Genomic DNA, 22,452 nt, shown 5'->3' with positions numbered 1-22,452 from the left:
GAGGCGATAAGGGTCGGTCAGGCGAACTGCATCGCGACGCTGCGCCACTTCGTATAAAAATCGAGGATCTTGAGGCCCTGCTCCGGCAGGCCGAGCCCGGAGCCCTTCCAACCGCCGAACGGCGCGTGCATTTCGACACCCGCCGTCGGCAGGTTGACGTTGACGACGCCGGTTTCGACGGTGCGCGCGAAGCGATGGGCCGCTTCGAGATCGCGGGTCACGATGCCGGCGCTCAGGCCGTAATCGGTCGCGTTCACCGCCGCGATGGCGCCTTCGAGGTTCTCTACGGGCACGAGCGCCATCACCGGTCCGAAGATCTCGTCGCGCGCGAGGGGATCGGCGATCCCGACGCCGTCGAAGACGGTCGGCGCGATGAAAAATCCGTTCTCGACGGCGCGCCCGGCACCGCCTGCGGCGAGATTCGCCCCGGCCGCGATCCCGGCCGCGATCGCGCCGGTGACCTTGGCGAACTGGCGGTCGTCGACCACCGGTCCGAGGAAGGTGGCACCGTCGGTCGGATCGCCCACCTTGAGCTCCGCGACGCGGGCGAGCAGGCGGCTCGTGAAATCGTCACGGATGGCTGCATCGACCAGCACCCGGCTCGTGGCGGTGCACTTTTGACCGGCGCTGCGGAACGCGCCTTCGACGGCGAGCGTCACCGCCTTGTCGAGGTCCGCGGCGGTGTGGATGTAGAGCGCGTTCTTGCCGCCCATCTCGCATTGGGCGCGGCCGAGACGCTGGGAGACGGCACGATAGAGCGCCTGTCCGACCGCGGTCGAGCCGGTGAAGGACACGCCGGCCACATCCGGATGGGAAACGATCGCGCCGCCAACTTCCGCGCCGCCGTGGACGAGGTTCACGACGCCGTCGGGCAGACCCGCTTCGAGCAAAGCCTCGATGATCGCCTGGGAGCACAGCGGGTGATGCGGGGCCGGCTTCCAGACGACGGTATTGCCGGTGACGAGCGCAGGGCCGAGTTTCCAGCAGGCGATCGAGAACGGGAAGTTCCACGGCGTGATTGCGCCGACGACGCCGATGGGTTCCCGGGTCGTGTAATAGTGGACGTTCGGGCGGCCGGACTGCAGCGTCTCTCCGGTGGGGCGCTGAGCCTCGGCGGCATAGAATTGCAGCACCTTGCCGGCATAATCCACCTCGGCGATCGCTTCGCCGATCGGCTTGCCCATTTCGAGGGTCATCAGCGCGCCGAGATCTTTGGCCCGCGCGCGAAGGATCTGCCCCGCCTTGGCGACGATCTCGCCGCGCGCGATGGCCGATGTCTCGCGCCAGGTCCGCTTGGCGCCGGACGCGGCCGCAACCGCAGCGTCGACGTCGGCAGCCGTCGAGAACGCATAGTCCGACAGAGCCTCGTCGAGGCGTGCGGGATTGATGGCCCGATAACGCTCGGGCCCGGCGGGAGCGATCCGGCGGCCGTTGATGAGATTGGTGATCTGCGCGGTCATTGATGGGACCTTTCAAGGTGGCGAGGGTCGCGTCTGAGACGACGGGAGAATCGCCTCTCAGCGGCAGAGAAAGCCGTGGGGGAGGGGGTCGCCGGCTTCGAGCAGGAAGCCGTGTTGCCCGGTGATATGGGCGAGGCCGGTCACGGTCGGCTGGACGCATGCGAACGGTCCGCCACCGGGAAGACGCTCCGCGCTCGCCTCGAAGCGCGTTCCGAGCACGCTTTCCGAGGAGATTCTTTGGCCGGGTGCGATCGTTCCGCGGTGGACGAGCTGGGCGAGCCGCGCGGAGGTGCCCGTCCCGCACGGGGAACGGTCGAACTTGTTCGAGGCGAGCACGACGAGATGACGGCTGACGAGTTTGCCGTGCTCCTCGCGCGTATCGTGAAAGAGAATGCTGTCCACCGGTTCGATATCCGAACCGTAGCGGCCGGCCTCGATGTCTGCGTTGAGCGCCCCCTTCAGCGCGCTTCCGACCTGCATCGCGTGGCCGACGCCGGCCGGGGTGAGGTCGATCCCGGCATCCTGTGCGGCGATCAGGCCGTACCAGTTGCCGCCATAGGCGATATCGACGGGCACGACCAAGTCGCCGGCGGCAATCCGGCCGTCGACGGCGGCGACGCGAGCCGGCACGTTGTCGAAGCCGATGGCCGCGACGTCGCCATCCTCATAGGTGAGCCGCACGGTGACGACGCCGGCCGGCACCTCGAGGGTGAAGGATGCGATGCCCTCCGTGGGCTTCAGCAGACCGAGGAAGTCCAGAGTCCGGGCAAGGCCGATGGTCGCGTGCCCGCACATGTCGAGATAGCCGTAGGACCCGAGAAAGATCGCTCCGAAATCGGCGATCCGGCTCTCGGTCAAGACGACGCCGACCATCGCTGCATGTCCACGCGGTTCGTGCAGCAGGAAGGTCCGGAGATCGTCGAAGCGTGCGCGGAAATCGTCTCTCCGCGCCGCCACGCTCTCGCCGACGAGGGGCGCGAGGCCGCCGGTGACGACGCGGGTCGGATGGCCCGCCGTGTGGCTGTCGACGGTCGCGATGAAGCGTTGTGTGCGCATCGCCGCCTCCGTCTCACGAGCCGGACTTGATGGCGTCGGCGATCTTTTCACCGGCCATGATCGTGGTGAGCATGGTGTTGCCGCTGATCACGCTCGGCATGATCGACGCATCGACGACCCGAAGCCGTTCGACGCCGATCACCTTGGCGTTTCGATCGACGACGGCGTGCGTCTGGTCGGCGCGACCGAGCCGGCAGGTGCCGCTCGCGTGCCAACTGCCGCAGGTGTTCTCGACGACCCAGCTCCGCAGAGCCGCGGGTTCGCGCATCAGCCGCGCCACGTCGGCGTCGGGGCTGATCACCTTGTCGATCATGGTGCGGCGGGCGAGGGGCCCCAGGCTCATGACGCCCGCCGCCAGCATGGTCAGGTAGTAGTTCTTTCGGTTCACCGCCCCGAGCTTGCGCACGCGCTCGGAGAACGTGGCTGGAAAGACCTCGCCGATCACGCCGCGCAAGGAGGGCGCGTCGATGATCGTCTGGAGCCGATGCATGCCCTCTTCCAGGCGGATGAGGTCGCGCTCATCGGAGAGCTGCCTGAAGTTGATGAAGGGAGCGTCGTCCGGGCTGGCACCGGTGAGACGGACCTCGCCGGTCGAGTAGGGCCGGTTCACGCAGACGAGGACGGAGCCGAGCATCCGGCCCAGCGGATGCCAGGCGGCGCGGCTCGAGGGCAGGATGAACATGTCGCCCGGGGTGCAGCCTTCGACGCCGGACGAGTAGCGGAACCCCATCTGGATATGGCGCCGCAGGGTGGGCGGCAGGCGCTTGCCGGGTTGCAGATAGGCGGCGAGCGCGACCATCGGATGGTCCTGGAGGTTCGCGCCGACGCCGGGCCGGTCCGCCTTCACGGCGATGCCGAACTGCTTGAGGTGGTCCGCGGGGCCTATACCGGCCCGCATCAGTATGCCCGGCGTCTGCATCGCGCCGGCGCTCACGATCACCTCGCCTGCGCCGATCGTCCGTTCGCCCGCGGCGGTGCGGACAACGACGCCGGTCGCCTTCAGACCGTCGAAGCGGATCGCGCGGACCTCGGTCTCGGGCAGAATGCTCAGGTTCTTCCGCGCCCGTACCTCGCGGGTGAGGTAGGCCCGGGCCGTCGAGACGCGCTCGCCCTCGACATTGTTGATCGACATCGGGAAGAAGCCATCGCCGGTCGCCCCGTTGTGGTCGCGGATGTCGCTAAAGCCCTGCCCCTCGAGGGCGCGCGCCACCGCTTCGGTGAACGGCGGCCACGAAGCGCGCGGAATCCGCCGGATCGGCAGCGGACCGCTGTCGCCGTGCACCGGCTCGGCGCCGTAATCGAGATCGCGCTCGAGCTTGCGGTAGAAGGGAAGGACGTCGTCCCAGCCCCATCCGTCGGCCCCGTTCGCCTTCCAATCCTCGAAATCCCACGGCAGGCCGCGGAAGGCGAACATGCCGTTGATCGAGGTGCCTCCGCCCATCACTTTCGCCTGCTCGTAACGGCGAGGGGCGGCCGAACGTCCTTTCGGATCGTTCAGGTGAACCTGGATGTTCTGCCAGTGATAGGCGCGGTTGAAATAGGCGACGATCGGATAGGAATCGAGAATATCGGCCGGCTCGCGGCCGGGCGGCGTATCCGGTCCCGCCTCGACGAGCGCGACCGAAAAGCGGGAGTTCTCCGAGAGCCGGCTCGCCAGCACGGCGCCGGCCGCGCCGCCGCCGACGATGACATAATCGAATTGGTCAGCAGACATGATCTATCCGTGGGAGAGCCAGACGGTCTTGTGGCGCAGGAAGCCTTCGAGGCCGGCGCGGCCCATCTCGCGGCCGAAGCCGGAATGGTTGAAGCCGCCCTGCGGGTGGGCGTAGCCGGGTTGGCGGCCGTGGGCGTTGACCCAGACCGTACCGGCCTCGAGCCGCTTCGGGATTGCAAGCGCCTTGCGGGCATCGTCGGTGTAGAGGCTGGCGGCGAGGGCGTAGAGAGGATGATTGGCCATCGCGATCGCCTCATCCTCGTCCTCGTAGGTGTAGACGGAGAGGACGGGGCCGAAGAACTCCTCGCGGAAGCCGACGGAGGTCTCGGCGACGTTCGCGAGGATGGTGGGCTCGAAATAGGCCCCGGCATTGCGGCCCGACACGCGCGTGCCGCCGCTCACGATGCTGGCGCCGTCGGCGACGGTCGCCGCGATCATCCGCTCGATCCGTTCCGCCTGACGCTCGCTGACGAGCGGCGAGAGCGTCGTTTCCACCTGCCACGTCGGCCCGGCGGTTCGCGCCGCGGCGAGGGCCTGGACGCGGGAGACGAGTTCGTCCGCCATCGAGCGGTGAACGATCAGCCGCGACCCCGCGGTGCAGACCTGTCCCGCGTTGGCGAGGAAGCCGTTGGCGACGTTGAGGGCGACGGGCGAGAGATCGCGCACATCCTTCAAGACGAGCTGGGGGGACTTGCCGCCGAGCTCGAGCGTCAGCGGCTTGGTGCCCGTGGCCGCAGCGTCGGCCATGATGCGAGCGCCAGTTCCCGTGGAGCCGGTGAAGCTGATCTTGCGGACGTCCGGGTGGCGCACCAGGGCCGATCCGGTCGTCGCGCCGAGACCTTGGACGACGTTGAAGAGGCCAGCGGGCAGGCCGGCTTCGACGGCGAGCTCGGCGATCCGGATCGCGGTGTAGGGCGTCAGCTCGGACGGCTTCAGCACCACCGCGTTGCCGGCGGCGAGCGCGGGCGCCGACTTCCACACCGCGTTGATGAGCGGGAAGTTCCAGGCGGTGATGGAGGCGACGACGCCGTAGGGCTCCGGCACCACCATGCAGTTCGCCGCCGCCGCGGTGGCGATCACCGACCCTTCGATCTTGTCGACGGATTCGGCGAAGAAACGGATCGCCCCCGCAGCCCGGCCGACATCGCGGCCGAGCGTGTCGGCGATGGGTCGCGTCGACGTCGCGGATTCGAGGCGGGCGATCTCCTCGGTCCGGGCCTCGACGAGGGCCGCCCAGCGGTGCAGCACCGCCGCGCGATCGAGCGGGTGCGCGCTCGCCCAGCCGGAGGTGCGGAACGCATCGCGTGCCGCGCCCACGGCTTCGTCGACTATGGTCTCGCCGGCATCGTGAAGGCGGCCGATTTCGACCCCGTCGGAGGGCCGGTGCACCGGCACCGCGCCCTCTCCGCCCTCGCGCCGTCGGCCCTTGATGAAATGGTCCGCTCGTGGCGAGAGCGTATTCGGATCGAAGCTGATCACGGGGTCTGTCATCATGCGCCTCCTGGCGATGCCGGCGGCCGGGTCAAACGCCGGTCAGACGGAAGCCCGCCTGGAACGGATCGTTGGGATCGAGGAAGAAGTTGAAGGTGCCGGTGAGGTAGGCGCTGCCGGTCACCGTGCAGGTGATGGCCGGCAGGTCGCCGACCTGCGTCTCGCCGGTGATGCGCCCGGTGAACACCGTGTCGAGAATGCCGCCGTGGCGCAGGCTGTCGCCGGCCTTCATGTCGCCCCGGCCGTGCAGGAGCGCCATCCGTGAGGCGGTGCCGGTGCCGCAGGGCGAGCGGTCGATCACGGTCGGCGGGCAGACCACGACGTTGCGCGCATCGGTGCGCACGCCGTCCCCCGGACCGATGAGCTCGATCTGGTAGATCTCGTTGACGTGCGGCAGCGTCGGATGCTGGACGGAGACGCTCGCCAGCGCGGTCCGCAACTCGGCCGCCGCGCTCACGAGCTGCCAAGCCTGCTCCGGAACGAGGGAGAGCCCGAGATCGGCCGCTTCGACGAGCAGGTAGAAATCGCCGCCGAAGGCGATGTCGCCGCGCACCTTGCCGAACGACGGGGTGTCGAGCACGACGTCGCGGCGATAGAGGAACGACGACGGCATCTCGAGCGTCACCGAGACGGCGCGTCCGTTCTCCACCGTAACGCGCGCAGGCACCACACCGGCCGGGGTGTCGAGCCGGACCAGCGTCTCGCCCTCGACGGCCTTCACGTAGCCGGCCTCGACGGCGATGGTCGCCACCGCCATCGCGCAGTGGCCGCACATCGGCGGATAGGTGTCGGGCTCGAGAATGATCATGCCGATGTCGGCGTCGGGCGAGCACGCCTCGGTGAGCACCGCCGCCGGCATGTTGAACGAGCCGCGCGGTTCGAACAGCACGAGCTGACGCAGCTCGTCGCGGGTCATTAGATCCGCGCGCTTCTCGACCATGGTCTTGCCGCGGATCGGGCCGAAGCCCGAGGTGATGAGGCGCAGCGGGCAGCCGGCGGTGTGGGAATCGATGCCCTGGATGATACGGGTGGAGCGCATGACAAGCCTTAGCGGAGAGAGGCGATGAGGTCGGCCACCTTCGCGTCGGCGAGGATGGCGGCGACTTTAGCTTGTTGGGCGTCGGTGAAAGGAAGCAGCGGCTCGCGCGGCGACCCGACGGGCTGGCCGAGCGCGTTCATGGTCGCCTTGATGCCGGCATAGTAGGAGCCGGTGCGGAAGCAGCGGTAGATCGCGAAGAGCGCCGGCTCCAGGCGGTCGGCTGTGGCGTAGTCGGCTGCCGCGCAGGCGTCGAAATAGGACCGAACGAGACGTCCCGAGAGCTGGTGCGCCATCGCCACCACGCCCACGACGCCGACGGGGAGGGCGGCGCGGATCATCGTCTCGTAGCCGACGAAGACCGAGAGGCGTCCGCCGACGCGGCGGCAGAGTTCCGTGACCTGGACGATGTCGCCGGAGGAATCCTTGATCGAGGCGACGGTCGGCAGCGCGGCGAGCCGCTCCACCTGGTCCGGCGTCAGGTTCAGGCCGATCCGTCGCGGGCTGTTGTAGAGCATGACGGGCAGACCCGACGCACCCGCGACCTGACCGTAGAAGTGGTCGACCTCCCGCTCGTCGGGAACGGCATAGATGGGAGGAAGCGCCAGAATGCCGTCGCAGCCGGCGTCTTCCGCTTTGCGGCAGAGGGCGGTCACGATGTCGGTGCGCAGATCGGAGACGCCGGCGAGCACGGGCACGCGACCGGCCGCGGCCTTCACCGTCGCCTCGAACAGCGCGACGCGCTCCTCGACCGTCATCGTGTAGAACTCGCCGGTCGAGCCGCAGACGATGAGGCCGTCGGCGCCGTTCGCGATGTTGCGTTCGATCAGGGCTTCGTAGGCGCCGAAATCGATCGCTCCGGACGCGTCGAAGGGAGTGACGAGGACACTGTGAATGCCCTGCCAGCGGGGTGTAGCCATCTTGGTCTCTCAGGTTGGCGGTGGTCAGCCCATCAGGGGCTTCATCAGCTCTGCGGTTTCGTGGAAGCGGTTGACGAAGGCGCGGATGCGTTCGTTGGGCGCGCGGATCAGCACGTCGGCGGGCGGGCCGTCGGCCGCCACGGTGCCGGACTCGAGGAAGACGACGCGGTCGGCCACCTCCAGGGCGAAGCCCAGCTCATGGGTGACGACCACCATCGTCATGCCCTCCCGGGCGAGCGCGATCATGGTCTTGAGCACCTCGCCGACGAGTTCCGGATCGAGCGCGGAGGTCGGCTCGTCGAACAGCATCAGCACCGGCTGCATGTTGAGGGCGCGGGCGATCGAGACACGTTGTTTCTGGCCACCCGACAGGCGGTCCGTCATGCGATCGGCGAAGTCCGCCATGCCGACCTTGCCGAGGAGATCGAGGGCGCGCGCGCGATTGGTCGCCGGCGCCTCCTTCAGCACGGTGCGCGGCCCCTCCATGGTGTTGGCGAGCACCGACATGTGCGGGAAGAGATTGAAATGCTGGAAGACCATGCCGACCCGGGCGCGCATCCGGTTGATCTCGGCGGCACGCAGGCGGGCGAGATCGCGCCCGTCCTCGGCATGGAACATCGTCTTGCCCTGGAGGGCGATCTTGCCCGAGGAGGGGACCTCGAGGAGGTTCAGGCAGCGCAGCAGCGTCGTCTTGCCCGAGCCCGACGAGCCGACCAGCGCGACGACCTCGCCGCGGCGGACGGTCAGATCGATGCCTTTCAGGATTTCGAGGCTGCCGAAGCGCTTGCGCAGGCCTTTGACTTCGAGAAGCGGTTCGCCGGCGGAAGGATCCGTGCGCATCAGTGCATCTCCTTCGCTTCGAGACGGCGGGCCACGTAGTTCAGCGGAATGAGGATCAAGAGGAAGATGCAGCCGATCGCGGTGTAGACCTCCATCGGGCGATAGGTGAACGACGAGATGTAGCTCGCCTGATAGAGGAGATCGGGAATGGTGATCACCGAGAGAAGGGTGGTGTTCTTCATCTGGATGATGGTCTGACCGGAGAGCGGCGGGATCATCCGGCGCAGGGCCTGAGGCAGAATGATGCGCCGCATCGCCTGGGCGCCGGACATTCCGAGCGCACGCGCCGCGTCGCTCTGGCCGCGGTCGATCGAAAGGATGCCGGCCCGCAGGATCTCGGCATAATAGGACGCGACGTAGAGGCTGAGCGCCGTGGTGCCTGCGGCCTGCTTGGAAATGTCGATGCCGGCGAAGATCGGCAGCGCGTAGTAGCTCCACAGGAGCCACACCAGCAGCGGGATGTTGCGGAAGAATTCGACGAAGATCCGGCCGGCGTAGCGCAGCACGCGCAGACGGCTCAACTGGGCGAGGGCGACGACGAGCCCGATCGCAAGACCGACGATCGACGTCACGATTGTGTATTTCAGCGTCGTCAGGAGACCCGCCCAAAGCAGGTTCTGATTGGCGACGAGGATGCTCCAGTCGAACATGGCGCGTTCCGAGAGGGATCGAGGGCGGCGGGGCGGGCGCCGCGCGGGCCGCACAGCGTCAGCCGGATGGCTCGGCAGTGCGGGCGGAGAGGCCGGCCCGCCCGAAGGCGGGCCGGAGCGCTAGGAAAGGTCCGGCGCGATCAGAAGCTGAACTCGGGCGGCAGCATCGAGAGGTCGATGCCGGCCTTCTCGAAGGTCTGGTGCAGCTTGCCCTGGGCGAGGCCGAGCGAGCGCTGGTAGTTGATCCAGTTGGTCAGCCAGTTCTCGTAGCCCTCGTTGCCGTCCTCGCGCTTCACGCCGATGGTGGCCGGATTGATGAGCATCGGCTTCGGCAGGATGATCTGGCCGTCGATCTGCTTGCTGACCTGGACGGCGTCGAAGATCGCCAGGATCATGACGTCGGCGCGGTTCGCCTGGAGTTCCATCACGCCGAGCGGACGGTCCTCGACCGGGATGATCTGGGCCTTCGGCGTCATCGCCTCGGCGACGACCTGCATGGTGCCGCCCTTCTGGACGACGATGCGGACCGACGGATCGTTGAGTTCGGCCCAGGTCTTCTTCTCGTAGCCCTTCTTGGTCACGATCGCCCAGGCGTCGGTGAAGAGCGGGACGCTCAGATAGTCGACGACGAGGCCACGCTTCGGATTCGGGTTGAGGCCGAAGGCGATATCGATCTTGTTGGCCTGGAAGTCGGCGGCGAGGTTGCCCCAGGTCGTCTCGACCGGCTGAACCTTCACGCCGAGAAAGCCGGCGATGTCGTTCGCCCAATCCATGTAGAACCCGCTCCAGTTGCCGGTGGCGGGATCCTTCACGTAGCCCGGCTCCTCGCCGACCATCACCGGAACTTTCAGAACGCCGCTCGACTTGATGCGGTCGAGCGTGGCGTTCGGATCGGCATGGGCCGGGGTGAACGAAGCGGCGACCCCGATCGCCAGGGCGATCGCCATCGCGGACAGCGTCCGCAGCGCCTTCGAGAATGCACTCATCGCGGTAGTCCCCTCTGTTTGCGCTTATGCGCTTGGAAGAATGGGCCGAGGCGCCGGGTCCGTCGGACCGGGCGTCAGCGGCAGAGAAAGCCGTTCGGCAGCGGATCGTCGGCTTCGACGATCAAGGTCGAGAACGCGCTCAGGCTCGCGCTGCCGGTGATTTGCGGCAGGATCGCCGGCTGTCCGGCGACCGTCGTCTCCTTCAGGACCTCGCCGAGGAACGGCACGCCGAGGACGTTCTCCACGACGTGGAGCTGGCCCGGCTTGAGGCGTCCTTTCAGGGCGAGTTCGGCCATGCGGGCGCTCATGCCGGTGCCGCACGGCGAACGGTCGTATTTGTTGCGTTCAAGCACGACGAGCTGGCGGCTGCGCCCGTCGCGCTCCTCGTAGAACAGCGTGCTGTCGATCTCCGCGACCGGTCCGCCGCGCGCCTTCAAAGCCGCGTTGATCTGCGCCTTGATGCGGGCCCCCAGCTCCATGAGTTCGGCCACGTCGTCGTCCTGGATCGGGATCCCGAGCGCGCCGGCATCGACGTTCGCGTACCAGCCGCCGCCATAGGCGATCGCAGCCTTATATCCGGGTCGGATCTCGTCGAGCGGCAGCTCCGCGATCGCGACATAGGAGGCGACGTTGTCGATACTGACATTGCGCGCCGAGCCATGGCGGCCGAGGTGAACGTCGACGATGCCGGCCGGCACCTCGAGGCTGAACGACGAGCGTCCGCCGAGCCGGCCGAGCGCATCGAGGGCGCGCGCGTAGCCGATCGTGCCATGGGCGCACATATCGAGATATTTATAGGATGATACGAAGATCGCGCCGAAATCGGCCCGCGCGGACGTCACGGGGATGAGGCCGAAGGTGGCGGCGTGGCCGCGCGGTTCATGGAGCAGCAGTGTGCGCAGGTGATCGTGCTTCGCGCGGAAGCTCTCGCGCTTCTCCGCCACGCTCTCCCCGTCGAGGCCGTCGAGCGGTTCGAGCATCACCCGGGTCGGGTGTCCGGCGGTGTGGAGGTCGACCACGCGATAGGTGCGGCTGCCCTCGGGCAGTTCGAGGGCGAAGGCGGCCTCGCCGAGACCGCTGCCGACGGGGCCGCCGAGCTTCAAGGCGCGTGCAAATCCGGCCCCTTCGAGGGAGGCGAGGCGCTTTACGTCGGTGTTGATCCACAACAGGGTCGTCGGCCCGGCGGCCGCGTTGCGCCAGCGATGCTGCCGCGTGCTGTTGAAGTAGGCGCTGTCGCCGGCCCCCAGCACCTCGACGTCACCACCGTCGAGGGCGAGCTCGAACGCCCCTTCGAGGACGTAGATGAGCTCCTGGCCTTCGTGGGCATAGAAGCCTTCGCTCTCGGCGCCCTGCGCGAGCGTCCATACCTCGCAGTCCATCAGCTCCTCGCTCACCGTGAGCTGTTCGACGGTGACGCCCGGCCCGAACGATCCGACGATGCGGCCGCGGCCCTTGCGGATGATGGCCTGACCGGAGGTGCTGGTGCCGCCGAGGAGATCGGCGAGGGTCTGATTGAAGAGCTGCGCGATCGCGTTCAGGCGAGACGGGGAGGGAAAGGCGACGCCCCGCTCGAACATGCTGAGATGCGAGGCGGCGAGGCCCGTCTTTTCGGCGACCTGACGCAGGCTGAGTCCGGCGGCGAGCCGCAGCGACCGGACCCGAGCGCCGATCTGCTCCATCCGCGGCTCGTCCGCATTGGGAAGCGCGGCGTCCGCGCCTTCGGCGGCGGCCGTAGTGTTCTGTTCCGCGAGGGCCCGTTTGATGCCGGCGAGGCTGTAGCCGTACATCCGGCGCAGGCGGTCTATCTCCTGGATCTTGCGGATGTCGTCGTCGCCGAAGGTCCGTCGTCCGCTTTCCGCCTTGGACGGGTCGATGAGTCCCTGCTGCTCCCACGAGCGAAGCGTCGAGGCGTTCACCCCCGTGACCTTGGTCACGTGGCCGATCGAGTAGGGCTTGCGGCGCTCGTCCTGCTCCACGGGGGAAGAACCTCTAGAACGGATATCGTTTTTTTGTACATGCAGACCGTATGTAGATTTATTGAACGAGTCAATCGCGCGCAGGTAGCAAATGCACCGCGCCCGCTGCGTGGGACGCGACCACGACGTCGCGAGGTCAGCGGTTCGGCGCGGAAGACCGACGGCGGTAATTTCGCTGTCGCCAGGGCGGGATACGCTCGCGGAAATAGCGCGTCGCTACTTATTCGCGAGAAATGGTCGCGTTCCACTTGGGCCGCGGCCGATCGTGCGATCGGGCGAGCGCTTCGTGATCCTAAAGCGGCACGACTTTTGCGTATGGACTGCCATCAAACACCAAAGGGGATGCTTCCATGCCGCCGGCCAGTCTTTCGCGCAGCGAAGGCAATTCGCTCTTCCCGATCGTTCTCTCCATCGTGGCCGGAGCCGCCACGGGCGTTCTGTGGGCTTATGCGAACCCGATCCAGCTCGTCCCCGGCGTCATCCAGTGGCGCATCTTCGCCTTTCTGCCGCCGCTGATCGGCATTCTGCTCGGCTGGCGCAGCGGCTTCATCTGCGGCTATCTCGGCACGATCGTGTGGTCGCTGCTCGCCGGAACCTTCATCCCGGCCCACTCCCTCATCGTGGACGGCATCATGGTCGGCCTGACCGGGCTCGTGCCGGGCCTGCTCGTCAATCCCACCAAATCCCCTCTCGACCGGACCGCGCTGATCAAGATTGCAGCGATCTGCCTCGTCGTTGGCCTGGTGATGGTGGCGTGCGTGTCGGCGAGCCTCGCCTTCCTCGGCATCTTTCCCTATTGGTGGGCGGTGCTTTATCTCGGCCTGTCGGATATCGTTCCGATGATCGTCGGCACGCCGCTCCTCGTCATTCCCGCGCTGAAGATTTTGAAGAGCGCGCATCCTGCCGGCTTCGAACGCTTCTGAGGACCGGCGGACCCCGTGCTGAGGCTAGAGGACGTGACCATCGGATTCGGCGGCCCGAATCCGGTGGTCTCCGACATTTACTTCGAGGTCGAGGCGGGTGAGCGCCTGCTTCTGTGCGGCGCCGCGTCTAGCGGCAAGACGACCTTGATGCAGGCGGCGTGCGGGCTCATCCCGCGTCTGATCGCCGTTCCCCATTTCGCCGGCACGGTGTCGCTCGATGGCGTGCCGATCGCGACTTTGAGCAAGGATGCGCTGTTCACCAGGATCGGCATCGTCGCCCAGAATGTCGAAGACCAGCTCTGGGACCTTGAGGTCGAGGATCTCATCGCCTTTCCGCTGGAGAACCGCGGCGTTGCGAAGGCGGAGATCCGCGCGCGGCTGACCAGCCTTCTCGATGAGATGGAACTCTGGCCATTGGCCGGCCGCCGGGTGCTCACGCTCTCGGGCGGCGAGCGGCGCATGGTGGCGATTGCCGCTGCGCTCGCTCCCCATCCTTCGCTTCTCGTGCTCGACGAGCCCACGACCGGGCTCGATCCGTCCGCCCGCAGCCGCCTCGCCGGTGCGCTCGGGCGGCGCGGTCGCGAGATCGGCGCCATGCTCGTCGCCGAGCAAGATGCCGTGTCGCTCAGCGCCGTGATCGATCGGGTCGCCCTGCTGCGGGCGGGGCGGCTCACGCCCGCCGAGCCGACCAGCGCCGCCCTGGCCGACGATATCTGTTGGCTGGAGGCTGGTATCGTCCCGCCACGTCGTGGTCTGCGCAAGCGCTTCGCGGCCACAATCGGTCGGTCGTTGCTCGCAGTCTCCGGGTTGCGCACCCGGCTGAAGCGGGCCGATGGGCGCCCGGTGCTCGACGATGTGGGCTTTGAGGTCCGCGCCGGCGAGGTCGTCGCTCTGATCGGGCGTAACGGGGCAGGCAAAACCACCCTGTTTCAGTCGATCCTGGGGCTGTCGCCGATTTCCGCAGGCACGATCGCCATCGACGGACAGGCCGCCGGCGATTGGACCGCGGCGCGTCGGGCGCGCAAGGTCGCCTATCTGCCGCAGAACATGCGCCGCGTCCTCTTCAACATGAGCGCGCGGGAGGAGGTCGTGTTCGCCCTGACTGCCTCGACCGCTGCGAGCCGCGACCCGGACATCCTCGCCCGTGCGCTGGCGATGCTGGAGAAATATGGTCTCGGCCCCCTGGCGGAGACGAACCCATTTGCGCTGTCCGCGCGCCAGCAGGCGCTGCTTGGGCTCGCCTGCGCCGACGCGGCGGGCGCCGACGTCGCGATCCTCGACGAGCCCTTGCTCGCGCGCGATCTCGAAGGGCGGCGAATGCTCGACCTGTTCCTCGAAACCATGGCGCGCGCCGGCCGCGGCGTCATGCTGATCTCCCACGATCTCGATCTCGTCGACGACGTCGCCTCGCGCATCCTCGTGCTCGCGGAGGGCCGGATCGCGTTCGACGGGGCCGTCGAGGCGGGGTGGTCGAGCCCGGCCTTCCGCGCGCTCGGCTGGCCGGCCCCGGCGGTCGAAGGATCGTACGCGGATGGCGGGCCGGGCCTCGGCGCAGCCGAGCGGGAAGGGGCGTGATGACCCGGATCAGCGAAATCAACTTCTTCCTGAAGCTCGCTTTGGCGACACTCGTGATGGTGTTTGCCTGGATCGCCCCGGATTGGCGCTATGGCGTCCCTCTGGCGGTCGCCGTCCTCGGCGTCATGGCGCTCATCCGGGTGCCGAACCTGGCGGGATATCTCAAGGGCGCCGGTTTGCTCGTCTGCCTCGTCGTGGCGAGCTGGCTCGTCAACCTCGTGCTGCAGGGACATTCGTTCTTTGCGGCGGTACCGGTTGCGGTTGCCATGGCGGCTCGGTTGGTGACCACCACGGCAGCCTTCTTCTTCGTCATGGAAACGAGTTCGCCCGGTTCCATCCTGGCGGCGGCAAGTGCGGCGCGGCTCCCTCCTGTCGCGACGCTGGTGCTCGCCTTGACGTTCGGCATCATCCCGATGCTGCGCGACGATTTCGAGCGGATCGCCGACGCGCAGCGCGCCCGGGGCATGGAGGTCGACGACGTCGGGTTCGTCACCAAGTTGCGTTTCGCGCTGGCGCGGGGCGTGCCGCTCCTCGTGCAGGCCGTGCGGATGGCGCACGCGATCTCGATCGCCTTGGCGATCTACGGGTTCGATACGGGGCGCAAACGGACCACGTGGCGGGAGGTCGGCTTGATGGTCGAGCCACGGATGCGCCGGCCGGGCTCGTAGCGAGCCGCTTTCGTCCCGCCGGCGGTGGAGACGCCGAAGCAGGACGCACGAGAGGCCTTGGGCACGAACATTTTGCTCGAGGCTCTGAATGAAGCACCAGACATTGTAGGTCGATCCGCCGGATTGATCGCACCGCAAAGGAGAGTTCTCGATGACGACTGCCGCCCCTGCACCGCACGACATCTTCACCGGTGCCTCGTGGCACGTCGACGTCGCAGGCTTCCCGGTGGACCTGCCGATCGTCGCGATCAAACCCGATTTCGCCATCTCGCTGATGATGGTGATCGATCTCGGCGTCCGCTTCGGTGAGCATGTCGGGCGCAAGCTTGCCGAGAAGCTTGCACCGCTGAAACCCGACATCGTTGTGGGCACCGCGACCCTCGGCATCCCGGTGGCGATCGAGGTCACGCGGGCGCTTGGGCTCGATCACTATGTGATCCTGCAGAAATCGCCGAAGATCCACCTCGGCGATGCCCTGGTTCAGACGATTTCGTCCATCACGTCGAAAGGCGAGCAGCGTCTCCTGCTCGACCGCCGCGCCGTGCCGCTCCTCGCCGGCAAGCGCGTCGTGGTGGTCGACGACGTCGTCGCGTCCGGCTCGAGCCTCAAGGGCGCGCTCGATCTCGTGCGGGCGGCCGGTGCCGACGTCGTCGGCTCGGGCGTCATCCTCACCGAGGCCCGCGATTGGCAGGTGGTGCTCGGCGAGGACCAGACGAAGCTCGTGAGCCTCGCCCACATCCCGCAATTCGCCCCCGACGACCACGGCCGGTGGTCGCCGATTCCGGAGACGTTCCTCTGACGCCGGTCTCGAAGGCCCGGCTGGGCGCGCCGGGCCTCGTCCTTGCTGTGCCGGTCAGGCGAGGTCGATGAGGATCTTCAGGTCTTCGCCGGCCGGACTGAGGAGCCGCTCGAAACCTTCTGAAACGACATCGGCGAGCTTGATGCGGCGCGTCACGACCTTCTCGGCGGGCAGGATGCCACCGCCGATCATCGAGGCGACGCGGGGCCACATCTGGGTCGAATAGCACCACGAGCCGCGCACATCGATGTCCTTGAAGGTCACGGCGAAGGCGTCGAGCGCCGGCTTGCCGACGTGGAGCCCCACCTGGACCACGACGCCCTGCCGCCGCACGGCGTCGATGCAGGTCGCAAGCGCCGCTTCGGCTCCGACGCATTCGAGGGCGACATCGGCGCCGGCGTGGCCTTCGGTCTGGTCGCGGATCGCCTCGACGACATTGTCCCGCTTCGGATTGAGCGGAATGACGTCCGGCAGCACCTTGCGGGCGAGCGCCAGACGGTTGTCGTTGGTGTCGGAGAGGAAGATCGTGCTCGCGCCGGCGGCGCGCGCCGCCAGGATCTGCAATTGGCCGATCGGGCCGGCGCCCGTCACCAGCACCGAGGAGCCGGGCCGCACGCCGCCGCGCTCGGCCGCATAGACCACGACCGCGGTCGGCTCGATCAGGGCGGCCTGCTCGTCGCTGACCGTCTCCGGCATCCTGAAGACGTTGTAATCGTTGACGATCGAATATTCGGCCATGCCGCCCCAGGGCCACATCAGCCCGATGATGCCGAGCTTGTCGCTCAGCTGATAGAGGCCGCGGCGGCCGAAATGATCGTCACGCGGCGACACCAGCGGCTGGATCGAGACCTTGTCGCCGGGCGCGACGTCGCGGACCTCGCCGCCGACCGCCACGACCGTCCCGCCATATTCGTGGCCGAGGATCTGGGGCAGGTGCGCGCCGGTATAGGGGTGCGGCGTGGTCGGGATGAAGATCGGGCCCGCGGCATATTCGTGGAGGTCGGTGCCGCAGATGCCGCAGAAGCGGTTCTTCACGAGCACATCGCGGGGGCCGAGCCGGGTCGGATCCGGTGCGGCGATATCCTCGACGCGGACATCGCGTTTGCCGTGGAAACGGGCCGCCTTCATGGGGAGAACTCCTCGGACTGGAACAGGTGAGGGAGACGGGGAGGGGAGCGGCGGGGAACATCTGTCCCCGCCTCGCGGGGTCAGACGAAGACCATGCCGCCGTCGACGAGCAGCGACTGGCCGGTCATGAAGTCGGAATCGGCCGAGGCGAGGAAGCGGGCGACGCCGACGAGGTCGTCGGGCCGCGACGGGCGGCCGAGCACCGCGCCGGCGGCGAAGGTGTCGAACGCCTCGTTCTCGCGGTTCGTCAGCCCGCTATCGCGGAAGCCCTGGTCGATCGTCTTCCACATGCCGGTCGCCACCACGCCCGGGCAGAAGGCGTTCGCGGTGATGCCCTCCTTGCCGAAGGCCCGTGCCGCCGCCTGGGTCATCGCCACCACGGCGAACTTGCTCGCGCAATAATGGGCGAGCGGCTCGTAGCCCTGCTTGCCGGCGATCGAGGCGGTGTTGATGAGCTTGCCGCCGCCGCCCTGGCGGCGGAAGATCTTGATCGCCTCCTGCATCCCGATCAGCACGCCGAGGGCGTTGACGTCGGTGACGCGGTGCCAGTCTTCCTCCGTGATCTCCAGGAACGGGCGGGTCTGGGCGATGCCGGCATTGTTGAACAGCACGTCGAGGCGGCCGAAGGTGGCGACGGCGTGCTCCAGCATCGCCCGGATCGAGGCGCGGTCGCGGACGTCGACCGCGACCGCGGCGGCCGAGCCTCCGGCGGCCTTGATCTCGTCGGCGACCTTGCTCGCGGCGTCGAGCGAGATGTCCGCGGCGACGATATGGGCGCCGTCGGCGCCGAGGGCACGGGCGATGGCCGCGCCGATGCCGCCGGCCGCGCCGGTGATGACGATGGTCTTGTTGCGCAGATCGGGCATGAGGTCTCCTTCGCCGGTGGCCCCGAGGGCGCACCGGTCGTCATGGTGGGATTCTAAGACTGAAGACGCGCGTCAGCCGGCGAGATGGGCGGCGATCAGCTCGTTGACCCGGTTGGCCTTTTCCATCTGGACCATGTGCCCCGCGGCGGGCAGGATCTCCGCGCGGGCGCGGCCGTTGAGGGCGCTGGCGTGGGCGGCCGGGACGATCTGATCGCCCTCGCCCCAGATCGCGAGCACGGGCACTCGGGTCGCCGCGAGATCCCGGGCGAGGACGGCGGCCTGCCGGCCGTCCGGAAAGAGCGCGTCGGCGAGACCTTTGAGCGCCTCCTCGACCCCGTCGATCCGCTTATATTTCAGCATGTCGTCGACGAGTTGACGGGTGACGGTCGCCGGATCGTGGAACAGCCGCTCCAGCACGGGTTTGAGATCGCGCCGCGAACTCCCCGACACGAAGCCGCCGATATAGTCCCCGTCGATCTCGGGCCCGAGGCCGGCCGAGGCGATCAGTGTGAGCGAGCCGACGCGCTCGGGATGGTCGAGCGCGGTGCGGATGGCGATCGCGCCGCCCATCGAATGGCCGACGAGGTCGGCCTTGGCGACGCCGACGGCATCGAGGAAACCGATGAGCGCGTCGGACAGGAAGGCGAGACCGGGCTCGGCGATCCGCTTCTCCGATTGGCCGTGACCGGGCAGATCGAGCGCGTAGACGGTGCCGTGGGCGGCGAGCGCGTCGATGTTGAACAGCCAATTGTCGAGATCGCCGCCGAAGCCGTGGACGAGCACGATGGTGCGCTCGCCGTTGCCGCGCTTGGCAAAGCGCAGCCGTCCCGCCTTGGTTTCGATGAACTCTGTACGCGGCGCGGCCTCCTCGTCCGCTTCGCCGTCCTCCTCCGGGGTGGCGTAGCCGGCGACGAAGGCGTCGATCTCGGTGTCCGGGACGGTCTCGTCGGCGATCACGCCGATCAGGGCCTTCACCGGATAAACCGTGCCGGGCGTGCCGAGAATCCGGCGCAGCGTTCCGGCGTCGCCGGCTTCGACCACGCCGGCGATCTTGTCGGTCTCGACTTCGACGATCTCGTCGCCGATCGCGATTGCCGCACCGGCTGGCTTGAGCCAGCCGGTGACCTTGCCCTCCGACATCGACAGACCCCACTTGGGCATGACGATCGGTTTGATGTGCGCGTTCATTCGGGTCTCCTTCAGGCCGCGAGCGCGCGGGCGGTGGTCTTGCCGACGGCGGCTTTGATGGCGTCGACCGAGGGGATGTAGAGGTCTTCGAGCACCGGCGAGAACGGCACCGGCGTATGGGGCGCAGTGACCATCTGCGGCGCGGCCTTGAGGGCGCCGAAGGCGTGCTGCGCGACATAGGCCGCGACGTCGCTGGCGATCGAGCAGCGCGGGTTGGCCTCGTCGACGACGACGAGCCGGCCGGTCGCCTCGACGCTCTCGATCACCGTGTCCCAATCGATCGGGGAGAGGGTGCGCAGATCGATCACGTCGGCTTCGATGCGGTCCTTGCGGGCGAGGTCTTCGGCGGCGGCGAGGGCTCGGTTCAGCGTCAGGCCGTAGCTGACGATCGTCACGTCCTTGCCGTCCCGCGCCACGTTCGCCTCGCCGAACGGGATGGCGTAGGATTCCTCCGGCACGTCGGCCTCGGTGCCGTAGAGGTTTTTGTGTTCGCAGAAGATCACCGGATCGTCGTCGCGGATCGCCTGGATGAGGAGGCCCTTGGCGTCATAGGCGTTCGAGGGACAGACCACCTTGAGGCCCGGAATATGGGTGAAGAGCGGTGTCAGCATCTGCGAATGCTGGGCGGCGGCGCGGAAGCCGGCGCCGACCATGGCGCGGATGACGACCGGCGTCTTCGCCTTGCCGCCGAACATATATTTGAACTTGGCGGCTTGGTTGAGGATCTGGTCGAAGCAGACGCCCATGAAATCGAGGAACATCAATTCCGCGACCGGGCGCATGCCGCAGGCGGCGGCGCCGACCGCTGCGCCGATATAGGCGGACTCCGAGAGGGGCGTGTCGAGCAAACGGTTGCCGTGCTTGGCGTGGAGCCCCTTGGTGACGCCGAGCACACCGCCCCAGGCATCCACCTCGCCGGGCGCTCCGGCACCGCCGACGATGTCCTCACCGATGAGGATGACGGTCGGGTCGCGGCGCATCTCGAGGTCGAGCGCCTCGTTGATCGCCTGCTTGAAACTGATCTTGCGGGCCATGATTGTCCTCCGCTGTCGTTGTCGTTTTGATTTTGTTGGGTCTGTCGTCGTCGGTCGGCCGGCGGCTCAATAGGAGACGTAGACGTCGGTCGTCAGATCGCGGGCCTGGGGCAGCGGAGCGGCCTTGGCCCCGGCGACGGCATCGTCGATGAGGGTGGCCACTTCGCGGTCGATGAGCGCGATCTCGGCGTCGCTGACCACGCCGGCGCCGGTGACGCGGGCGGCGAAGAGCTTCAGGCAGTCGCGGTTCTCGCGGTTGAAGTCGTTTTCGCCCTTGGCCTTGTAGGTCTGGGCGTCGCCCTCGAAGTGGCCGAAGAAGCGGATCATCTTGCATTCGAGCAAGGCCGGGCCGCCGCCGTCCCGGGCACGGCGGATGATCTCGCCCGCGGCCTCGTAGACGGCGAAGAAGTCCGTGCCGTCGACGGTGACGCCCGGCAGGCCGAAGCCGGAGGCGCGATCGACGTAGGAATCGACGCCGGTCGCGTAGTCCACGGAGGTCGATTCCGCATAGCCGTTGTTCTCGACCACGAAGATGACCGGCAGGTTCCAGATCGCCGCGAGGTTCATGCTCTCGAGCACAGTGCCCTGGTTGGAGGCGCCGTCGCCGAAGAAGGTGATGCCGACGCCGCCGTCGCCGCGGAACTTGGCCGCGAGCCCGGCGCCGCAAATGAGCGGTGCGCCGGCGCCGAGGATGCCGTTCGCGCCCATCATGCCCTTCGACAGATCGGCGATGTGCATGGAGCCGCCCTTGCCGCGGCAGGAGCCGGTCGCCTTGCCGTAGATCTCGCCCATCATCTCGTGGACGGAGACGCCCTTGGCGATGCAGTGGCCGTGCCCGCGATGGGTCGAGGCGATCCGGTCGATGTCGTTGAGGTGCATCATGATGCCGGTCGCGCAGGCTTCCTCGCCGGCATAGAGGTGCACGAAGCCGGGAATGTCGCCTTTCGCGAACTCGATGTGCAGCCGCTCCTCGAAATCGCGGATGGTGCGCATCGTACGATAGGCCTTGAGGAGGTCTTCCTTGCTGAGGGGGAAGGGATTGTTGGTCATGGTCTCGGTTTCCTCCGTTTTTGGTTATGGGATGGCGACGAGCGGCCGTTCGCGCATGAGTCCGTGGGCGCCGGCGAAGCGCATCACCGCGCCGACGTCGATGGTGCGGAACGCCCGGTCGACGAGGGTGATCGACACGGACTGGTGAGGGTCGAAGAAGACCTCGCGCTCGCCGTCGAGCGCGATCGCCCCGGCCGGCAATTTGGGGCTGAAGACCCGGCCCGCAGGCATGCGGTTTGCGGTTTCGACGCCGACCGGAACGACGAGCCCCGGCGCGATCGGCGCCCGCACCACCGTCGAGGCGAGGTCGGCGGGGGCGAGGGCGAGCATCAGGCCGCCGCTCTCGCGCCGCCCGACGGGTTCGACGAGGCCGGCGATGGCCGCCATGCCGATCACCTCCGGGTCGGCGAAGGTGACGTAGAGCTCGCGGAAGGTCTCGGTGCGCCACAGCGCGCGGGCGCCCACGAAGCGGTCGGTCACGATCGCCACATCGACGAGCGCGATCTCCGGGGCGCCGTCGTCGACCCGCACTTCGATGATCTTGTTGTCGGCGAAGGCGACGTCCGCCGGAACGCCGCCCGTCAGTGCAAGGCCGGCGGCAAGGCCGGTGATGGTCGGCTCGCGATGGTCCGGAAAGGCGTTGTTGGTCCCGGTGGAGATCCCGGCGATCGGCACCGCGCCGCATTCGGCGACGACGGCGCGATGGGTGCCGTCACCGCCGAGCACGACGATCGCCCCGACGCCCTCGGCCGCCATCATCCGCGCGGCGCGGCGGCTGTCGTCGGCGGTTCCGGCGACCGGCATGTCGAGGAAGCGCAGGCGAGGGAAACGCCCGTCGCCGCTCCGGCCGGCCCGCTCCATGCCGCGGATAACGTGGCCGCCGATGCCGCCGCGCTCCGGCATCATCACGACTTCCTCGATGCCGCAGGCGGCGAGGGCGGCGAGTGCCCGCAGCACGATGTTGGCGCGGTCGGTGATCTGAAGGCTGCTCGCCGCCGCGACGACCCGCCGGATATCGCGGGCGGAGATCGGGTTGGCGACCAGTCCGATCCGGGGCGGCATAGGCGTCCTTTCGTCCTGCGTGAAGCGCTC

20 protein-coding genes are annotated in these 22,452 nt (G+C 68.0%); 4 read left to right on the top strand and 16 right to left on the bottom strand.

Annotated features, from left to right (window positions below):
• Positions 1-17: 17 nt before the first annotated feature.
• The 10 genes from F0357_RS20630 to F0357_RS20585 form a co-directional block, all read right to left on the bottom strand.
• Entirely contained in the window at positions 18-1,460 is a 1,443-nt protein-coding gene (locus F0357_RS20630; protein WP_153489079.1) for an aldehyde dehydrogenase family protein, read from the bottom strand.
• A gap of 57 nt (positions 1,461-1,517) precedes the next feature.
• The gene (locus F0357_RS20625; RefSeq protein ID WP_153489076.1) at positions 1,518-2,516 is read right to left on the bottom strand and encodes a proline racemase family protein; all 999 of its coding nucleotides are present in this window, start codon (positions 2,514-2,516) and stop codon (positions 1,518-1,520) included.
• A 13-nt stretch (positions 2,517-2,529) separates the two neighbouring features.
• Positions 2,530-4,230, bottom strand: a complete 1,701-nt coding sequence (locus F0357_RS20620; RefSeq protein ID WP_153489072.1) for a GMC family oxidoreductase — start codon at positions 4,228-4,230, stop codon at positions 2,530-2,532.
• A gap of 3 nt (positions 4,231-4,233) precedes the next feature.
• The gene (locus tag F0357_RS20615) at positions 4,234-5,721 is read right to left on the bottom strand and encodes an aldehyde dehydrogenase family protein (RefSeq protein ID WP_153489061.1); all 1,488 of its coding nucleotides are present in this window, start codon (positions 5,719-5,721) and stop codon (positions 4,234-4,236) included.
• Between the two features lie 31 nt (positions 5,722-5,752).
• On the bottom strand, positions 5,753-6,760 hold the full coding sequence (locus tag F0357_RS20610) for a proline racemase family protein (RefSeq protein ID WP_153489058.1): 1,008 nt from the start codon (positions 6,758-6,760) through the stop codon (positions 5,753-5,755).
• An 8-nt stretch (positions 6,761-6,768) separates the two neighbouring features.
• Entirely contained in the window at positions 6,769-7,677 is a 909-nt protein-coding gene (dapA, locus tag F0357_RS20605; RefSeq protein ID WP_153489053.1) for a 4-hydroxy-tetrahydrodipicolinate synthase, read from the bottom strand.
• Between the two features lie 24 nt (positions 7,678-7,701).
• A complete protein-coding gene (locus F0357_RS20600) occupies positions 7,702-8,517 on the bottom strand; it encodes an amino acid ABC transporter ATP-binding protein (RefSeq protein WP_153489044.1) in 816 nt (271 codons plus the stop codon).
• Positions 8,517-9,167, bottom strand: coding sequence for an amino acid ABC transporter permease (locus F0357_RS20595; protein WP_153489043.1), 651 nt, complete (start codon positions 9,165-9,167; stop codon positions 8,517-8,519). Before F0357_RS20595 ends, F0357_RS20600 begins: the two co-directional genes overlap by 1 nt.
• A 140-nt stretch (positions 9,168-9,307) precedes the next feature.
• Positions 9,308-10,153 carry a transporter substrate-binding domain-containing protein gene (locus tag F0357_RS20590; protein WP_153489042.1) on the bottom strand — a complete coding sequence of 282 codons (846 nt, stop codon included), beginning with the start codon at positions 10,151-10,153 and terminating at the stop codon, positions 9,308-9,310.
• A 74-nt stretch (positions 10,154-10,227) separates the two neighbouring features.
• Positions 10,228-12,129: a proline racemase family protein gene (locus F0357_RS20585; RefSeq protein ID WP_153489038.1), complete on the bottom strand. Its 1,902-nt coding sequence runs from the start codon at positions 12,127-12,129 to the stop codon at positions 10,228-10,230.
• Positions 12,130-12,479: 350 nt separating this feature from the next.
• Between F0357_RS20585 and F0357_RS20580 the strand changes: the two genes are divergently transcribed.
• The 4 genes from F0357_RS20580 to F0357_RS20565 all read left to right on the top strand — a co-directional run bounded on the left by F0357_RS20580 (position 12,480) and on the right by F0357_RS20565 (position 16,094).
• Positions 12,480-13,052, top strand: a complete 573-nt coding sequence (locus F0357_RS20580; protein ID WP_153489027.1) for an aminotriazole resistance protein — start codon at positions 12,480-12,482, stop codon at positions 13,050-13,052.
• A 33-nt stretch (positions 13,053-13,085) separates the two neighbouring features.
• A complete protein-coding gene (locus tag F0357_RS20575; RefSeq protein ID WP_312861765.1) occupies positions 13,086-14,627 on the top strand; it encodes an ABC transporter ATP-binding protein in 1,542 nt (513 codons plus the stop codon).
• Positions 14,627-15,295 (top strand): energy-coupling factor transporter transmembrane component T family protein, encoded by a 669-nt coding sequence (locus F0357_RS20570; RefSeq protein WP_153489024.1) that lies wholly within the window; start codon positions 14,627-14,629, stop codon positions 15,293-15,295. The genes F0357_RS20575 and F0357_RS20570 overlap by 1 nt, the downstream gene beginning before the upstream one ends.
• 151 nt (positions 15,296-15,446) lie before the next feature.
• Positions 15,447-16,094, top strand: coding sequence for a phosphoribosyltransferase family protein (locus tag F0357_RS20565; RefSeq protein ID WP_153489020.1), 648 nt, complete (start codon positions 15,447-15,449; stop codon positions 16,092-16,094).
• A gap of 54 nt (positions 16,095-16,148) precedes the next feature.
• On the opposite strand, the gene F0357_RS20560 is transcribed toward F0357_RS20565, so the two are convergent.
• From F0357_RS20560 to F0357_RS20535, 6 genes are all read right to left on the bottom strand, one after another.
• On the bottom strand, positions 16,149-17,222 hold the full coding sequence (locus F0357_RS20560; protein ID WP_153489017.1) for a 2,3-butanediol dehydrogenase: 1,074 nt from the start codon (positions 17,220-17,222) through the stop codon (positions 16,149-16,151).
• Positions 17,223-17,302: 80 nt separating this feature from the next.
• Complete coding sequence (locus tag F0357_RS20555; RefSeq protein ID WP_153489015.1) at positions 17,303-18,088, bottom strand: glucose 1-dehydrogenase; 786 nt, start codon at positions 18,086-18,088, stop codon at positions 17,303-17,305.
• 72 nt (positions 18,089-18,160) lie between these two features.
• Positions 18,161-19,276 (bottom strand): acetoin dehydrogenase dihydrolipoyllysine-residue acetyltransferase subunit, encoded by a 1,116-nt coding sequence (locus F0357_RS20550; protein WP_153489012.1) that lies wholly within the window; start codon positions 19,274-19,276, stop codon positions 18,161-18,163.
• An 11-nt stretch (positions 19,277-19,287) separates the two neighbouring features.
• On the bottom strand, positions 19,288-20,310 hold the full coding sequence (locus F0357_RS20545; RefSeq protein ID WP_153489009.1) for an alpha-ketoacid dehydrogenase subunit beta: 1,023 nt from the start codon (positions 20,308-20,310) through the stop codon (positions 19,288-19,290).
• Positions 20,311-20,376: 66 nt separating this feature from the next.
• On the bottom strand, positions 20,377-21,360 hold the full coding sequence (locus F0357_RS20540; protein ID WP_153489005.1) for a thiamine pyrophosphate-dependent dehydrogenase E1 component subunit alpha: 984 nt from the start codon (positions 21,358-21,360) through the stop codon (positions 20,377-20,379).
• Positions 21,361-21,384: 24 nt separating this feature from the next.
• Complete coding sequence (locus F0357_RS20535) at positions 21,385-22,422, bottom strand: ATP-NAD kinase family protein (protein WP_153489002.1); 1,038 nt, start codon at positions 22,420-22,422, stop codon at positions 21,385-21,387.
• Positions 22,423-22,452 lie beyond the last annotated feature (30 nt).

This window comes from Segnochrobactrum spirostomi (assembly GCF_009600605.1).
GTDB classification, from domain to species: Bacteria; Pseudomonadota; Alphaproteobacteria; order Rhizobiales; family Segnochrobactraceae; genus Segnochrobactrum; species Segnochrobactrum spirostomi.
Note: the sequence above shows the minus strand (reverse complement) of the source record. Positions and strands in the feature narration are given on the sequence as shown.

Coding starts and splice junctions, on each gene's coding strand:
- F0357_RS20630 (WP_153489079.1), bottom strand. CDS start 1,460: ATGACCGCGCAGATCACCAATCTCATCAACGGCCGCCGGATCGCTCCC.
- F0357_RS20625 (WP_153489076.1), bottom strand. CDS start 2,516: ATGCGCACACAACGCTTCATCGCGACCGTCGACAGCCACACGGCGGGC.
- F0357_RS20620 (WP_153489072.1), bottom strand. CDS start 4,230: ATGTCTGCTGACCAATTCGATTATGTCATCGTCGGCGGCGGCGCGGCC.
- F0357_RS20615 (WP_153489061.1), bottom strand. CDS start 5,721: ATGACAGACCCCGTGATCAGCTTCGATCCGAATACGCTCTCGCCACGA.
- F0357_RS20610 (WP_153489058.1), bottom strand. CDS start 6,760: ATGCGCTCCACCCGTATCATCCAGGGCATCGATTCCCACACCGCCGGC.
- dapA (WP_153489053.1), bottom strand. CDS start 7,677: ATGGCTACACCCCGCTGGCAGGGCATTCACAGTGTCCTCGTCACTCCC.
- F0357_RS20600 (WP_153489044.1), bottom strand. CDS start 8,517: ATGCGCACGGATCCTTCCGCCGGCGAACCGCTTCTCGAAGTCAAAGGC.
- F0357_RS20595 (WP_153489043.1), bottom strand. CDS start 9,167: ATGTTCGACTGGAGCATCCTCGTCGCCAATCAGAACCTGCTTTGGGCG.
- F0357_RS20590 (WP_153489042.1), bottom strand. CDS start 10,153: ATGAGTGCATTCTCGAAGGCGCTGCGGACGCTGTCCGCGATGGCGATC.
- F0357_RS20580 (WP_153489027.1), top strand. CDS start 12,480: ATGCCGCCGGCCAGTCTTTCGCGCAGCGAAGGCAATTCGCTCTTCCCG.
- F0357_RS20570 (WP_153489024.1), top strand. CDS start 14,627: ATGACCCGGATCAGCGAAATCAACTTCTTCCTGAAGCTCGCTTTGGCG.
- F0357_RS20565 (WP_153489020.1), top strand. CDS start 15,447: ATGACGACTGCCGCCCCTGCACCGCACGACATCTTCACCGGTGCCTCG.
- F0357_RS20560 (WP_153489017.1), bottom strand. CDS start 17,222: ATGAAGGCGGCCCGTTTCCACGGCAAACGCGATGTCCGCGTCGAGGAT.
- F0357_RS20555 (WP_153489015.1), bottom strand. CDS start 18,088: ATGCCCGATCTGCGCAACAAGACCATCGTCATCACCGGCGCGGCCGGC.
- F0357_RS20550 (WP_153489012.1), bottom strand. CDS start 19,276: ATGAACGCGCACATCAAACCGATCGTCATGCCCAAGTGGGGTCTGTCG.
- F0357_RS20545 (WP_153489009.1), bottom strand. CDS start 20,310: ATGGCCCGCAAGATCAGTTTCAAGCAGGCGATCAACGAGGCGCTCGAC.
- F0357_RS20540 (WP_153489005.1), bottom strand. CDS start 21,360: ATGACCAACAATCCCTTCCCCCTCAGCAAGGAAGACCTCCTCAAGGCC.
- F0357_RS20535 (WP_153489002.1), bottom strand. CDS start 22,422: ATGCCGCCCCGGATCGGACTGGTCGCCAACCCGATCTCCGCCCGCGAT.